Origin of the sequence: Vibrio sp. 10N.261.55.A10, assembly GCF_041470825.1 — a bacterium.
Classification (GTDB): Bacteria; Pseudomonadota; Gammaproteobacteria; order Enterobacterales; family Vibrionaceae; genus Vibrio; species Vibrio crassostreae_C.
On sequence record NZ_JBFRNC010000050.1, the window covers coordinates 20,123 to 35,970 of the forward strand.

Below are 15,848 nucleotides of genomic sequence, written 5' to 3' on the forward strand. Positions count from 1 at the left end.
TTCTTGACCCACAACTTACCCGCGCGATTGGTTCACGATAAGGAGAAGTTTCAGCAGTCGAGAAGAAGAAAAAATCATTACACAAATATCCGTAAATAAACTGTTAACACCATATTTACCGCAATTTATTCTGAGCGTCAAACAAGAAAATCCAATATCAGCGTGCTTTGGCGGTGTTTTTTTTTGGTTTGTGCTGCTTGCGTGTTATTTGCTGGTGTTATCAGCTGATTGAGTGTTTTGTACTGGGCGGTTAGTTTATCGTTTGGCTGATGTGTAGGTTAAAACTTTGTAGTAAATCTTTTTGATGGAACGATTCACCAATAAAATTAAAAGGGTGGCTAAATTAATTAATCATTTGATTAAATAGTGAGTAATTAATCTTCTACAACCATGTCGATTTATCCCTATAATTAATCGTGTGATTAATTATAGGGATAGGTCTCAGTGATGGCAGCGCGTAAAGCGGGGCGACCTCAAAAAAACTTAGATGTTCGACAGTTATTGATTGAGCATGCTCGTGATCTGTTTGTCGTTCAAGCATACGACAAGGTCTCGACGCGCCTGATTGCTGAGCGTGCGGGTGTGAATATAGCGATGATCCGCTATTACTTTGGTAGTAAGGCCGGGCTGTTTGAAGCGATGCTGCGTGAAACGCTACGACCGATGCAATTGCAGATGCAGAGGTTGGTTGAAGAAAGCAGTCATGAGAACTTTCTTGATTTAATGAGGACTTACTACAAAGAGATGGTCAAGGTGCCGAAGTTTCCTCGCTTGATAGCCCAAGTGATGAATATGCCTCCCTCTGAAGTGCAAAGAGAGTTGCTCGAAAAGGTTTTCCTCGATGTTGCAAAGCCAGCCCAAGATGTCATTTTTGAAAAGCTGGTTGAACAAGGCATCTTAAAACAGAACATGGATCCAAAATTGTGCCGTGTTTCGTATGTAAGCTTGATGGTGTTTCCTTTCATCGCTCCGCCGCCTTTATTGGCAATCCATGGGATTGAAATTAATGAAGAATTTCTTAATCGTTTAATCGAACACAACATTCAACTGATGACTGAAGGCTTTATCAACGCGCCGAGCCCTTCTTCCGTGCAGGACCAAAGATAATGAAAATAAATAAAAAACTACTCTTCTTTCCAGCACTTGCGGTTGGTGTTATTGGCCTTGTCGCCGCGATTAACTTGAAGCCGGATCTTCCAACCAAACCTGCGGGTGATAGGGCTCGCTTAGTTGATACTGTGAGTCTAGAACAACAACTGATAGCGCCGTTAGCGGTCGGCTTTGGCAAAGTAGTGCCGAAAGTTGAATGGAAAGCGATTGCTGAGGTGACAGGACAGATCGTGTATCGACATCCAGATCTTGAAAAAGGCCAGGTGATCCCTGCAGGAACGGTCGTGCTCAAGGTTGATCCATTGGATTACGAATTGAAACTGATACAAGCAGAGGCGGATCTAAAATCAAGCCAAACCTCATTAGCGAAATTGAATCAAGAAGAAGACAACCTTAATCAGACTCTTAAGATCGAAAAGAATCGTTTGGTGATCAGCAATAAAGAGCTACAACGTAAACAGGATCTGCGTAAGAAAGGGCTCACCTCTCAATCGGATGTCGACCTGCAACAACAAAGCGCATTGTCTCAGCAGAAGTTGGTATTAGATATCGCGAACCAAATCGCGTTGATGCCAGATGAAAAGCGTGTTGCGGAAGCGGTGATTAAGGTCAACGTGTCTAAGGTAAAAGAGGCGCAGCGCTCTCTCGATAAGACCACGATCACTTTGCCAAGAGCGATGCGAATTGCTCAGGTTGATATCGAACAAAATCAAGTGGTTAACCTTCAGCAGGAGATGTTTATTGCTCACGGGATTAATGTCATGGAAGTAGAGGCGCAACTTTCTATTCACGATATGCAAACTTTAGCCTCCAGCTTTAACCAATTTCCTCGCGATGCTGCAGGAATCCCTAATCCTTATGAAGCGCCAATCAAAGCAAGCATTCAACTTAACAGCGGCAACCTGAACCTCAGTTGGCCAGCGAAGGTGGCAAGAATCAGCGAAACAGTTGATGAAAACCAAGCGACGGCGGGGATTATTCTCGAGATCGCTCAAGATTACTCGCAATTGCAACCAGACAGCGCAACGCCTTTGGTTAACGGTATGTTTGTCAAAGCCGAGATTGAGGGTGTCGCGAATCTAAGTTGGGTGGTTCCAGAGCGAGCACTGCATGGTGATAAGGTTTACCTGATGGATGACAACCAGCGTTTGCAAGTGGTCAATGTTGAAGTGCTTTATCGCAGAGACAATCAAGTGGTTGTGAGTGGAGAGCTACAAACTGGAGATAAACTGGTTCTCAATGATGTCCTGCCAGCAATAGAAGGCATGTTACTGAGAGAGTCCAACTCTGAAGAGGCTGAGCTTGAATCAGATACTCAGGAGAGTGCGTCATGATCAAGTTTTTCTCTCGGCACCCAACAGCAGCAAACTTGTTGATGCTTGGGTTGTTGATCTTGGGTATAAGCTCACTATCAACCATCAAACGTGAAACCTTCCCCGCTTACGATCCGCCTTACATTATGGCTGCGATTGTTTATCCCGGCGCCTCTCCACAAGAAGTGGAAGAGAGCTTGTGTGTGCGAATGGAAGATGCAGTAGACGGCTTAGCCAACATTGAAGAAACTCAGTGTGAAGCCATCGAAGGCAGCGCTCGTTTAATTCTAAAGTTAAATGAAAAAGCGGACATCGGCCGAATGCTGGTGGATGTGCAAACCCAGATCAACTCGATCAATGATTTCCCAACTGAGATTGAATCGCCTGTTGTTCAAGAGCTAGATTGGAATGAACCGGTTGTCGATATCGCTATAACAGCCGAAACGTCGTGGCCAGAACTTAAGGCCTACGCGGAAGATCTTAAGCGCACCATGAAGCTTGATTACGATGTATCTTTGGTCGAGGTTAGCGGCTTCTCGGATCATCAATATCGAGTGGAACTGGATACCCAAGCTATTCGTCAGTTGGGTTTGAGTGTCGGTGATATCGCGGATCAAATTGGTCGACAGAATGTAAAACTGCCGAGTGGTAACGTTGAAACACCAGACAAAAACTTTCTGATTCGTTTCGACGAGAGACGAGTTACGCCTGTTGAGCTGGAAAGCATCGTGGTTGGATCTGCGCCTAATGGCTCGGTGATTCGTTTGAGAGACATAGCCAAAATAACCGACCGCTTTGAGCTTGATGAGCAAAAGGTGCTATTTGATGGCAAGCCTTCAGCGCTGCTTAAGATCAGTAAGAACAAAGAAGACGATGCGCTGCGAATCAAAGAGAACGTAACACGATTCGTTGAAGATCAAAGCGCGATTGCTCCTGATGGCGTGACACTACAAATGACCAACGATCTATCATCGGTACTCTGGGATCGTCTAACCATGATGGTACGCAACGGCTGGCAAGGTATTGTGCTGGTGTTTGCTACTATGTGGTTGTTCTTCAGTTTGCGATATTCATTCTGGGTTGCGGCAGGTTTGCCCGTAGCCTTCCTTGGTGGCTTGTTCTTAATGGCGAACCTTGGCCTATCGATCAACATCATGTCACTGGTCGGCTTATTAATGGCGATTGGTATTATGATGGATGACGCCATCGTGATTGCCGAATCGATAGCCTCCCATTTAGATAGGGGGCAAAACGTTGATGATGCGGTGTACAACGGTGTTAAGAAAGTGCTTCCCGGAGTACTGTCTTCTTTCTTAACCACGGTGTGTATTTTCGGTAGCTTACTGTTTCTTGATGGCGAGATGGGCGCTGTGCTTAAGGCCGTTCCTCAAGTATTGATTTTGGTGCTGTCGTTGAGCTTGATTGAAGCCTTCCTGATTCTACCTAATCACCTATCTCATTCATTACACAAAGAAAAAAATGACAAGCCAGCGCTGCGCTTTAAAGTGGTGTTGCTTGAGAAGTTTGAGAACTTCCGTAATACCACTTTGATGAACATGGTTGAGAAAGTCGTGACCTTCCGCTACGCCTTTATGGGCGGAGTGATTACGCTGTTGTTGCTTTCAGTCGCCTTGATTGCTGGTGGTGTTGTCAAATTCCAACCGTTCCCTGAGTTGGATGGCGATATTGCCGAGGCGCGTATCATTCTTCCGCCGGGGGCGTCACTGTCTCAAACCGAGATAGTGGTCGATAAGATTGTTGCATCAGCCGAGCGTTTAAATGCGCAGTGGAGCGAAGAGGTCGAAGAAGGCAACACCTTGGTTGAGCACATTACTAGCCAATTTAATGCCAACGCAGATGCCAACGAATCTGGTCCGCACTTAGCTACCGTGCGCTTAGATTTACGCGGAGCAGAGAGCCGTAATACCGTTATCGATGATTTCATTGATGCGTGGCGTGAAGATATTGGCGATTTAGCGGATCCTATTTCATTGGTGTTCAAGCAACCCACGATGGGGCCGGGCGGTCGTGCTATTGAAATCCGCGCCAAACACGATGACCTGAGCGCATTGAAATCCGCTTCTTTGGATATTCAGGAGTACCTTAATCAGTTTGATGGGGTGCATGGCGTGCTTGATGACATGCGCATGGGTAAAGAAGAGATCTTGGTGAAGCTGCGCCCTGGAGCCGAAACCTACAATGTGAATGGGCAGATGATTGCATCTCAGTTACGAGCGGCTTTCTTTGGGCAAACGGCGGACGAGATTCAAATCGGTGTTGAGAATATCTCGATTGAAGTGCGTCTTGATAAGGAACAAGCGGGCGACATACAGCAGCTAGCTAACTTCCCAATCATTACCGCAGATGGCAGTCAGATCCCGCTAGCAACGTTGGCGACATTAGATTTCCAGCGTAACTACGTGCGAATTCAGCGTATTGATGGGCTGAGAACCATCAGTATTTTTGGTGATATTGATAATAAGAAAGCGAGTTCATCCGCGATTCTGGCTCAGTTCCAAAAAGATGAAGCCGCCAAACTTATTCAGAAGTACCCGGGTTTACGCTTTGATTTCGAAGGGGAGGCCAAGGATGCAGCCAAGACTGGCGCTTCGATGGGCAAAGGATTCTTGCTCGGCTTATTCGGCGTGTTTGCGATTCTTAGCTATCAGTTCAGAAGCTATTTAGAGCCTGTGGTCGTGATGTTAGCGATTCCACTCGCTTTTATTGGGGTGGTCGTTGGTCACTGGATACTTGGCCATTCTTTGAGTATGCCAAGCATGATGGGCTTTGTGTCGCTTGCCGGAATTGTGGTTAATGATTCCATCTTGTTGGTGCAGTACATTCGTCACCATGTCGATGAGGGAGATAGCGTGCATGACTCGGTGGTGAAAGCCAGTCGCGAGCGTTTCCGAGCGGTATTCTTGACCTCAATGACGACTGCGGCAGGTTTGCTACCGCTGTTGACGGAAACCAGCTTACAGGCTCAGGTTATCCAGCCACTGGTTATTTCGATCGTATTCGGCATATTTGCCTCGACCTTATTAGTATTGTTTATGATCCCAGCGGCCTACGCGATATTGGCGGATTTCGGTTTGGTGAAAAAGCACGAGCCATTAGCCCTATAGCCTTTAGCGCTATTATCATTTGCGAGTACTACTATTATTAGCGAACGCTATAACCATTAACACGATAGAAGTAGCGTTTGCTTACTTATACTAAGAAGTAAAAACATAGAAGAATAAAGCGGCCTTGGGTCGCTTTATTTTTATCGGTTGCATCTATCGCCATCCTGACTTGATCCATTGACCTGTCTATCAAGCATGGGAAATTTCATTTTAGTTCATTCAAAACGTCACTTAACTGTCATTTGTTGGGCATAACTTGAGCCTTAACTGAATAAGGATTGTTAAGGAGATCGTATGCGTACTATCGAACCTATTGTCCGCTGGGATGTGGCATTTTCTGTTTTCTGTTTAAACAACCGCTATGGCGGGCAACATGCAACGCTCAGTAAAGCGGTGTCTCATACTGGAGATGGACACCTTTATGTTTTGATTGCCTTGATTGCACTGCTGGTCGATAGCAACACCGGTCGAGACTTTCTTTTGGTGGGCTTAACCGCCTTCGCAATCGAACTGCCTATTTACTGGTTTGCTAAAAATACCCTCAAGCGCCGTCGACCAGCTGAATTCTCTTCACTACTTCACTCTCATATTGTGCCATCCGATAAATACAGTCTGCCTTCAGGGCATTCCGCTGCTGCTTTTGTTATGGCGACCCTAATCGGGCATTTCTATCCGAGCTTGTACCTCTTTAGCTTGGTGTGGGCAACTGCGATTGCAGGCTCTCGAATCCTGCTCGGTGTGCACTTTTTAACGGACGTACTGATTGGCGCAGCCTTGGGCATCGCTTGTACCAGCCTCGCTATCAGCTTCATCCTGTAATTATTTTGTTGGCAACCACTGCCGAGCTTAAGTGGTAAATTTAAAGGAACATGCATGAAAATTTTATATGGCGTACAAGGCACAGGAAATGGGCACATCGCTCGAGCGAGAGCAATGGCCGTTGCTTTTCGTCAGCAAAATATTGATGTCGATTTTCTGTTCTCTGGGCGAGATGAGAGCAAATACTTTTCGATGGAAGCGTTTGGCAACTATCAGACCCGCAGCGGCTTAACTTTTTACAGCGAGCAGGGGCAGGTTAAATACGGCAAAACATTCATGAAGAACAACATCTGGCGATTTCTCCGTGAGATTAACCAGATCGATCTTACGCCTTATGACTTAGTGATTAATGATTTTGAGCCTGTCACTGCATGGGCGGCTAAGAGACAAGGTGTGCCATGCATTGGGATAAGCCACCAGAATGCGTTTCGTTATGATGTACCCAAAGAAGGGGGCAACTGGATTGAACATTCAGTGATTCAACATTTCGCCCCAACCGAGCACTCTATTGGCTTGCACTGGTATCACTTTGAACAGCCGATTTTGCCGCCTATCGTTCACACGCTGGTTGGTGAGCAACAAACCAAAACAGCACAAGACTTTACGTTGGTCTATTTGCCATTTGAGGATCTTGAGTCGATCTCAGAGCTGCTGATGAAGTTCATTTCGCAAAACTTTGTCTGTTACCACCCGGATGTGATTGAGCATAGCCGAGTTGAAAATATTGAGTTCAAACCACTGAGTCATGCGGGCTTTCAATTCGACCTCAATCAGTGCTCTGGTGTGGTCGCAAATGGCGGCTTTGAATTGCCATCTGAAGCCCTAACTTTGGGGAAGAAATTGCTTCTCAAACCACTCGAAGGACAGTTCGAACAACAGAGCAATGTGGCGACGCTAGAGGCCCTTGGGTTAGCTCAAACCATGACGTTTTTAGATGCGGCTATCTTGCGTGCTTGGCTCAGTGAAAAACAGGCCGAAGTGGTCACCTATCCAGACGTGGCAAGTGCACTCGTTGAGTGGGTATTAGCAGGGAATTGGTCTAATCAAGATGATTTAAGAAAGCAACTTTGGGACAAGGTCGACTTTCCAAGTTATGCATCGCTCACCTAACTCATAAGTGCTATTTCTGAATTGGCCGGTTGAACAATTCACGAGTTCAATAAATTGTAACAAATGTAACCAAACGATAGAACAGCTAAATAAGTCGAAATTAAACTCATAAGTGACGCATTTTATGTTTTTTTATAACTCTATAAATAATTGATTTTTAGATGTTGTTTAATCATTAAGGTAAAATAAAATTATTCTTTATCAATCTTGTTGGTAGCTCGAGATGCATTGGTTAATAGTAATGTCAATCCGAAAAACATCGGTCTGATAAATATAAGAATTAGTGGTTATCTATTCTCATACCATTACCAATTTAACGCTGTCGAACCGACAAGAGGCAACTTGAATGTTAGATAAGAAAGACGCAATGAGTGCTATTGCAAGCTACAGAATGGAAAGCACACTTCGTGGAGTCGACTTAAATCTTTTGACTGTATTTGATGCAGTTATGCAAGAGCAAAACATTACACGTGCAGCTCACAATCTGGGTATGTCTCAGCCTGCTGTAAGTAATGCTGTTGCTCGTCTAAAAGTGATGTTCAACGACGAACTATTCATGCGTCAAGGTCGTGGTATTCAACCGACTCAACGTGCTCGTCAGTTGTTTGGTCCAATCCGCCAAGCGCTACAGTTAGTACGCAACGAACTACCAAGTTCTGTGTTCTCTCCAGAGTCGTCTTCTCGCCTGTTCAAACTAGCGATTTGCAGCCCTTGTGATATGCGTTTTGCTCCTAAGATTATGTCGACAATCAACGAGCAAGCACCTAGCGTGAAACTGCACATGGATGCTGAATTCGATCGTCAACTTTCTGAGCGTATGCGCTACCAAGAAATCGACTTCGTTATTGATTACGCTCGTTTTGATGAGCAAGGCTTCTCAAGCACTGAAATCTTCCAAGACGAATTAGTTGTGGTTGCTTCTGCTTCTCACCCACGTATCAACGGTGAAGTTTCTGCGGCAGAGCTGCTTAACGAAAAGCACGCAAAACTGTCTCGCATCCATGGTCAACGTAGCTTCTCTGAGCAAGCTTACCGTGACCTAGATTGCACGCCTTTCTACGAAGGTACGAGTTTAAGCAACGTTCTTTACGTTGTAGGCCAATCTGAACTAGTAACAATTGCTCCTCGTTGGATGGTAGAACATGCAGCAAACAAAGAGCAGCTTCAGATTCTAGATTTCCCATTCGATAATGCGGCGATTTCTGGCTTCCTAAGCTGGCACGAATCAAGTGAAAAGGATAAAGGACACATTTGGTTACGAGATCAGTTAATGATGATCTGTGGCGAAGTAGTGGCACTTAACTAGACACTAATCCCTATGATTTATAAGCCCTAAGCTAGGAGACTGGCTTAGGGCTTTTTTATGCGCGCTATTTTAGTAGGTAGAAAACTAAGCGTTAGACGTACTATTACTTATAACTTTGAGCTTCATCAGTTGCCTTTTCCATGATCAGAGGTACACTTGTGCGCTCAAAAAAGCTTACAGGTGTAAGCCTAAAGGTAAAGAGATGGCCAATTTAGATTTTCATATCGTAAAAAGACTTCGTGACCAAATTGCCCAAGGCGGCAACCGTACAGCTTTGAAGCACAAAGTAGACAATGTATGGCAAGGCATTAGCTGGGAACAGTTTGGACAACAAATCGATACGCTTTCATTAGCACTATTGGCTCAGGGACTGAGAGTTCAAGATAAGATCGGTATCTATTCAAATAATATGCCTCAATGGACCGTGGCAGATTTTGCATCTTTACAAGCTCGTCTTGTGACTGTGCCGATTTATCCAACCAACACAGCAGCACAGTCGTCTTACATCATCCAAAATGCGGATGTGAAGATCTTATTCGTTGGTGAGCAAGTTCAATTTGACGCGGCGGTGAGCCTATTCGAAGAGTGTGAACAGCTAGAAGTGGTTGTCGCGATGTCTGATGATATCGATCTTCAAGGCCATAGCTTTGCGGTATCTTGGGCTGATTTCATGGCGCGCGGCGTTGAAGCACAACAAGCTGAACTTGACGTGCGTCTTGCTGATGCAAGCATGGACGACCTGCTGACTCTTATCTATACCTCTGGTACCACAGGTCAGCCAAAAGGCGTAATGCTTGATTACACCAACATTGGCTACCAGTTAGAAGGCCACGATGAGCGCCTTAGCCTAAGCAAAGACGATGTCTCATTGTGTTTCCTACCGTTATCACACGTATTTGAGCGTGCTTGGACGTTCTACGTTCTTTATAAAGGCGCAACCAACTGCTACCTGCAAGATACGATGCAAGTGCGTGATGCGCTAAGTGATGTGAAACCTACTGTAATGTGTGCGGTTCCACGCTTCTACGAGAAGATCTTCTCTGCGATTCACGAGAAGGTATCTAAAGCACCATTTATTCGTAAAGTGCTATTTACTTGGGCGGTGAACATGGGAGCAAAGCTTTCAGTTTGTCACCAAGAAGGTCGTACTCCATCGTTGATGCTGAAGAAGAGCCATGCGCTAGCTGATAAGCTTGTGCTATCTAAACTGCGCGCTCTACTCGGCGGTAACATCAACTTCATGCCATGTGGTGGCGCGAAGCTTGATGAGACGATTGGTCGTTTCTTCCATGCTATCGGCATCAACGTAAAACTTGGCTACGGCATGACAGAAACCACGGCAACAGTATCTTGTTGGGATGATCGCTGTTTTAACCCTGATTCGATTGGTATGTCGATGCCGGGCGCAGAAGTAAAAATTGGTGCTAAGGACGAGATTCTTGTTCGCGGTCCAATGGTGATGCGTGGCTACTACAAGATGCCAGAAGAGACAGCTAAGACATTCGATGAGCACGGTTTCTTGAAAACCGGTGATGCGGGTCATTTTGATGAAAATGGTAACCTGTTCATTACTGATCGTATCAAAGAGCTGATGAAAACTTCTGGTGGTAAGTATATTGCCCCGCAAGTGGTTGAAGGTGCGATTGGTAAAGATCACTTTATCGAACAGATTGCTGTTATCGCTGATACACGCAAATTCGTTTCTGCGCTGATTGTTCCTTGTTATGACTCGCTAGAAGAGTACGCCAAAGAGCTTAATATCAAGTATCACGATCGCGTTGAACTGGTTAAGCACCACCAAATCGTCGAGATGCTAGAAAAGCGTGTGAATGACCTACAGCAAGAACTGGCTAAGTTTGAGCAAGTAAAGAAATTCAAACTGCTACCAAAAGCATTCTCTATGGATGATGGCGAACTGACGCCGACCCAGAAACTGCGCCGTAAAGTTATCAACGATAAGTATCAAGACGAAATCGAAGAAATGTACAACGAAAAGCCTAAAGATAAGTAGTTTTCTGCTTAGATAAATTTTCAGTTGTTTAAAAATCCCCCTACGAATGTGATTGCATTTTTAGGGGGATTTTTTGTATCTAATGACACAGCACAATGTGCGAAAGCGCACACCAGCAAGCTCGCGGTTTATCGATAAATAGCGGTCTATTAAAATATTAAGTGCTTTTTTTTGTTCGCTAACTAGTGTTTAAACCTGGCGTGAGGGGCTGAGTTGGGTTTTATTTAATGCTTTGAGCTAATAGTTGGTTTTTTGGCACAGTTGCCGAATAACAGGTGTTAGACCAGATGATAATAAAGCGTTAAAGTTGTTTCGTATTACTGTTTGTTGTTATCACGACAGACAGCCATAGCCGAAAAAGTGGAAGTATTTCGAATTAGGCTACGAATAAGCCCTAGACTATGAAAAAACCAGCCCAACATGTTCACCAAATATGATTGGAAACTGGTGAGGAGAGCAATATGACAACAAAACCTGAAACAGCCATGTCATCCGGCGCTGAAATGTTATCCGGCGCTGAGATGGTGGTGCAGTCTCTAATTGAAGAGGGTGTAGAACAAATCTTTGGTTACCCAGGTGGTTCTGTACTTGATATCTACGATGCGCTGCATGCTAAAACTGCTGAAATCAAACACGTATTAGTACGACACGAACAAGCTGCTACCCACATGGCAGATGGCTATACTCGTTCTACCGGCAAACCGGGCGTAGTACTTGTGTGTTCTGGTCCAGGTGCGACCAATACCGTTACTGGCATTGCAACAGCCTACATGGACTCAATCCCAATGATTGTTATTTCTGGTAACGTACCAAATAACCTTATTGGTAACGACGCCTTCCAAGAGTGTGACATTGTGGGTGTATCACGCCCGATCGTTAAACACAGCTTCTTAGTTAAGAAAGCGAAAGATATCCCTGAAGTCGTTAAAAAAGCATTCTATATTTCAACGACAGGACGTCCCGGTCCTGTGGTTATTGATCTGCCGAAAGACATCTTAAACCCACAAATCAAGCTTCCTTATGAATACCCAGAAACGCTCAAAATGCGTTCGTATAACCCAACGGTTACGGGTCATAAAGGTCAGATCAAAAAGGCGCTAAAAGCCCTTCTTGAAGCGAAGAAGCCGGTACTTTATGTCGGTGGTGGTGCGGTTATTTCTGAGGCAGATAAGCCGCTGTTAAAATTAGCAGAGGCACTGAATTTACCTGTGGTAAGCACCCTAATGGGGCTTGGCGCTTTCCCTGGCACCCATAAGAACTCTTTGGGTATGTTAGGCATGCATGGTTTATATGAAGCCAATATGGCGATGCACAATGCGGATTTGATCTTTGGTATTGGCGTACGTTTCGATGATCGAACGACTAATAACCTAGATAAGTACTGCCCTGATGCGAAGATCATGCACATTGATATCGACCCATCTTCGATCTCTAAGAACGTAAAAGTGGATCTACCGATTGTAGGTTCTGCTGAAAAGGTTCTAGAGAGCATGGTGAACTTGCTCGTTGAGCAAGGCGGCACTAACGATGCAGAAGCGATTGAAAGCTGGTGGAGTGAAATCAAGCAGTGGCAAGAGCGTGACTGCCTAGCTTACGAGAAATCGTCTGAGCGCATCAAACCACAGCAAGTAATTGAAACACTGCATAAAGTAACCAATGGCGATGCCTATGTTGCTTCTGACGTAGGTCAACACCAAATGTTTGCTGCTTTATACTACCCGTTTAACAAGCCACGTCGTTGGATTAACTCTGGTGGTCTAGGCACGATGGGCTTTGGCCTGCCTGCTGGTATGGGCGTTAAGTTTGCTAAGCCAGATGAAGAGGTGGTTGTGGTAACCGGTGACGGCAGTATTCAAATGAATATCCAAGAGCTGTCGACTGCGCTGCAATACAATATCCCGGTTAAGATTATTAACCTTAACAACCGTTTCCTAGGCATGGTAAAACAGTGGCAAGACATTGTTTATCAAGGCCGTTACTCTAACTCATATATGGACTCTGTTCCTGATTTTGCTGCTATTGCTGAGGCTTATGGCCACGTTGGTATGCGTATTTCATCTCCGGATGAACTGGAATCAGGTTTGGAAAAAGCACTAGCGATGAAAGACCGTTTGGTATTTGTCGATATTAGTGTGGATGACACCGAGCACGTATACCCAATGCAAATCAAAGGCGAGGGTATGGATAACATGTGGCTAAGCAAAACGGAGAGAACATAATATGAGACACATTATTTCACTACTAATGGAAAACCAACCTGGTGCGCTTTCTCGTGTAGTTGGCTTGTTTTCTCAGCGTGGCTACAACATCGAGTCTTTGAACGTATCGCCAACCGATGATCCGACGCTGTCTCGTCTTAATGTAACCACTAACTCGAGCGAAATGCAGCTTGAGCAGATCCAGAAACAGCTGCATAAGCTAATCGACGTACTAAAAGTGCAAGAAGTGTCTGAACTTGAACACATTGAACGTGAGCTGTTGATGGTAAAAGTACGTGCGAGCGGCTTTGCTCGTGCGGAAGTGAAGCGCACAGCGGATATCTTCCGTGGTCAGATCGTTGATGTTACGGCTTCTCAATATACGGTTCAAATGGCGGGTACTAGCGAGAAACTGGATGCCTTCATTCAGGCGCTGTCTGAAGTGACGGAAGTGCTTGAAGTGGCTCGAAGTGGTGTTGTTGGCATCGCACGAGGCGAACGTGCGTTGAAAGCCTAGACGATAAGTCTTTAAAAAATAACTTTAAAGCCGCTTTTTTAAGCGGCTTTTATTTTGTTAATTTTTTAGAGTGCTATAATCCCGCGCTGCACTTCCATTCATCTGAGTTAGCAATGCGAAATAAAAAATCAATAATTACATTGCTGATTATCTCTATCATATTGTCTTCTGCAGTATGTCTGTATTATTTGCAGCGCTACAAAGAAGTAAAACAGCAGAGCTTTGACTACTCAGCTAAGCAAGCCGTTCATCAGTTAGTGTATGCCAAGCGAGATTATGATCTTCTCAAGACTCAGTTAGTCTCGGTCATGGAGCTACTCAGTCATAGCCAGAGCTTGGTTAACTTTGCTTCCTCTCCCTCAGACCAAACCAAACATCTACTTGAAGAGGTCTGGCAATCTGTTCTCGTGAACCAGAAGTGGTATACACAAATCCATCTGTTAGATGTCACTGGCAAAGAATTGGTGCGTGTTAACTATTCCTCTGATACCGGTAGAGTGACGTTTCCTCAACAGCTGCAAGATAGGTCGGATTCTAACTACTTCCAATACGCTCAAAAACTAGAAGCCGAACAGATTGGCGGTTGGGGTATTGAGCTTGAAACTGAGCATGGTGAAGTCACCTTCCCTTATTCGCCGGTAATCCGTGTCTTTACCCCAGTAGAAACCCCTGACGAAAGAGTAGGCTACCTCGTCATCAATCTTGATGTATGGGGCTTATCGTCGCGTCTGAGCTTTTCACCAGATAACGATCTTAGAGCAGAAGTTCTCAATGACGCGGGTTACTTCATCGCGAGTAACAACAGCGGTAAGTTGTTCGGAGACTCTATTCCTGAAAGAAAAGGCTATAACCTGAAAAATATCGCGCCGAAGACGTGGGATGCGATCTCCAATGATCAGGTGGGATACGTTTTTGAAGATGGTAATTTGTTTGCCTTTAACACGGTTATGCTCGCGAACAGTCAAAAGGTCCATTTACTGATTCAACTTAATCAAAAGCAACTGATGGATCGGGCTGAGCGTGATCTAGATGATTTGGCCCATGAAGAGATCATTGTTCTGATTACGGTGCTGATATTCGCTTTCCCGTTTGCTTACCTGGTGACGCACTGCCGACGCCGAAGCCTAGAGAGTAAATTGGCACGCGCCGCATTGAATGGTATGTCGGCAGTGATGATCTCTGACAAGCAGCACCGCACAATGATGATCAACAACGAATTTGAGAACATGACTGGGTACTGCAAAAAACAGGTGATCGGTCAAAATGCATTGCAGTTGCTGCTTGAGAATACCGACCAAGTGCTCTCAAGCTCGGCTATTTGGAGTCATTTAGGGCAAGAAGAAGTATGGGAAGGGGAGGTTCAGTGTAAGAACAAGCTGCGTATTCCTTTTACTGCGATCATGCGAGTGCATGCGGTCAAAAACAATTCAGGCAAAGTCAGTTACTACATCACCTCGTTGGTTGATATTTCCGTAAGGAAGGAGCTTGAGGTACGTTTGAGGATCTTAAGTGAACGTGACTCTTTGAGTAATCTCTGGAACCGACGAAAATTCGAAGAGCAGCTGGCCTACTATTCTCGCTTAGTTGAGCGTTACCCGATCGAAGCGACCACCTGCTTAGCCTTGGTGGACATCGATAACTTCAAGCGAATCAATGATGAGCTTGGCCACGACGAAGGTGACCGTGTGATCGCTGGTGTTGCTAAACTTCTGCAAGATAGCCTTCGTGGGACGGACTTTGTTGCACGTGTCGGAGGAGAAGAGTTTGCACTCTTGATGCCACACACGTCTCTGCCAGAAGCAAAGCGCGTATTGGATCGCTTGCGAATAGAGATTGAACTGGCAGCCGGAACTAAGGTAACGGTGAGTGTTGGCTTTACTGATTTAACAAGTAACAGCACTCGCTCATACAAGTGTGCCGATGTTGCGCTTTACGAATCTAAATCGTCTGGTCGTAATACGGTCTCTATGTGTCCTAGCTACGATGATGTCGCTTAGGTTCGCTTCTATCTAGTCCTGTCTTCTCTTTGCTTCACCTCTTCAAGCTGGCCCCGACTCACTTTATCTCTCCCCCTTTTTATAGGAATCTCACTTTTGAGCGACCTATGTCACAAAATCTATACAGTTAGACTAAAGTCTAATGCTGGTGGAAATTTGAGCTAAAATGAACAATAAGTAAACTACCTTGCTTCAGATTACATCGTGCTTAACGGTGTAATAAATAGAGTGTTTACCAGATGTAAAAGGATGACACCGTTAACTTAATTCAACTGATTAGCTAGCCTTTTCAATGGTTTGAAAGGCAGCAGTAGAATTAGGTTAGCTGGAGCAAGAGTTTGG

At 45.0% G+C, this 15,848-nt stretch carries 10 protein-coding genes; all 10 read left to right on the plus strand.

Annotated features, from left to right (window positions below):
* Positions 1-447 precede the first annotated feature (447 nt).
* Positions 448-1,107, plus strand: a complete 660-nt coding sequence (locus AB4274_RS15475) for a TetR/AcrR family transcriptional regulator (RefSeq protein WP_372112564.1) — start codon at positions 448-450, stop codon at positions 1,105-1,107.
* Entirely contained in the window at positions 1,107-2,444 is a 1,338-nt protein-coding gene (locus AB4274_RS15480) for an efflux RND transporter periplasmic adaptor subunit (RefSeq protein ID WP_050053092.1), read from the plus strand. Before AB4274_RS15475 ends, AB4274_RS15480 begins: the two co-directional genes overlap by 1 nt.
* Complete coding sequence (locus AB4274_RS15485) at positions 2,441-5,548, plus strand: efflux RND transporter permease subunit (protein WP_372112565.1); 3,108 nt, start codon at positions 2,441-2,443, stop codon at positions 5,546-5,548. Before AB4274_RS15480 ends, AB4274_RS15485 begins: the two co-directional genes overlap by 4 nt.
* A gap of 294 nt (positions 5,549-5,842) precedes the next feature.
* Positions 5,843-6,367: a phosphatase PAP2 family protein gene (locus tag AB4274_RS15490; RefSeq protein WP_017062930.1), complete on the plus strand. Its 525-nt coding sequence runs from the start codon at positions 5,843-5,845 to the stop codon at positions 6,365-6,367.
* A 54-nt stretch (positions 6,368-6,421) separates the two neighbouring features.
* A complete protein-coding gene (locus AB4274_RS15495) occupies positions 6,422-7,477 on the plus strand; it encodes an MJ1255/VC2487 family glycosyltransferase (RefSeq protein ID WP_017068817.1) in 1,056 nt (351 codons plus the stop codon).
* Positions 7,478-7,823: 346 nt separating this feature from the next.
* Positions 7,824-8,783 carry a transcriptional regulator LeuO gene (leuO, locus tag AB4274_RS15500; RefSeq protein ID WP_017061397.1) on the plus strand — a complete coding sequence of 320 codons (960 nt, stop codon included), beginning with the start codon at positions 7,824-7,826 and terminating at the stop codon, positions 8,781-8,783.
* Positions 8,784-8,985: 202 nt separating this feature from the next.
* Positions 8,986-10,794, plus strand: a complete 1,809-nt coding sequence (locus tag AB4274_RS15505; protein ID WP_136973936.1) for a long-chain fatty acid--CoA ligase — start codon at positions 8,986-8,988, stop codon at positions 10,792-10,794.
* A gap of 461 nt (positions 10,795-11,255) precedes the next feature.
* Positions 11,256-13,013: an acetolactate synthase 3 large subunit gene (locus AB4274_RS15510; RefSeq protein ID WP_372112567.1), complete on the plus strand. Its 1,758-nt coding sequence runs from the start codon at positions 11,256-11,258 to the stop codon at positions 13,011-13,013.
* Position 13,014: 1 nt separating this feature from the next.
* Entirely contained in the window at positions 13,015-13,509 is a 495-nt protein-coding gene (gene ilvN / locus AB4274_RS15515) for an acetolactate synthase small subunit (protein ID WP_008219984.1), read from the plus strand.
* Between the two features lie 113 nt (positions 13,510-13,622).
* The gene (locus tag AB4274_RS15520) at positions 13,623-15,506 is read left to right on the plus strand and encodes a diguanylate cyclase (RefSeq protein ID WP_372112569.1); all 1,884 of its coding nucleotides are present in this window, start codon (positions 13,623-13,625) and stop codon (positions 15,504-15,506) included.
* Positions 15,507-15,848 lie beyond the last annotated feature (342 nt).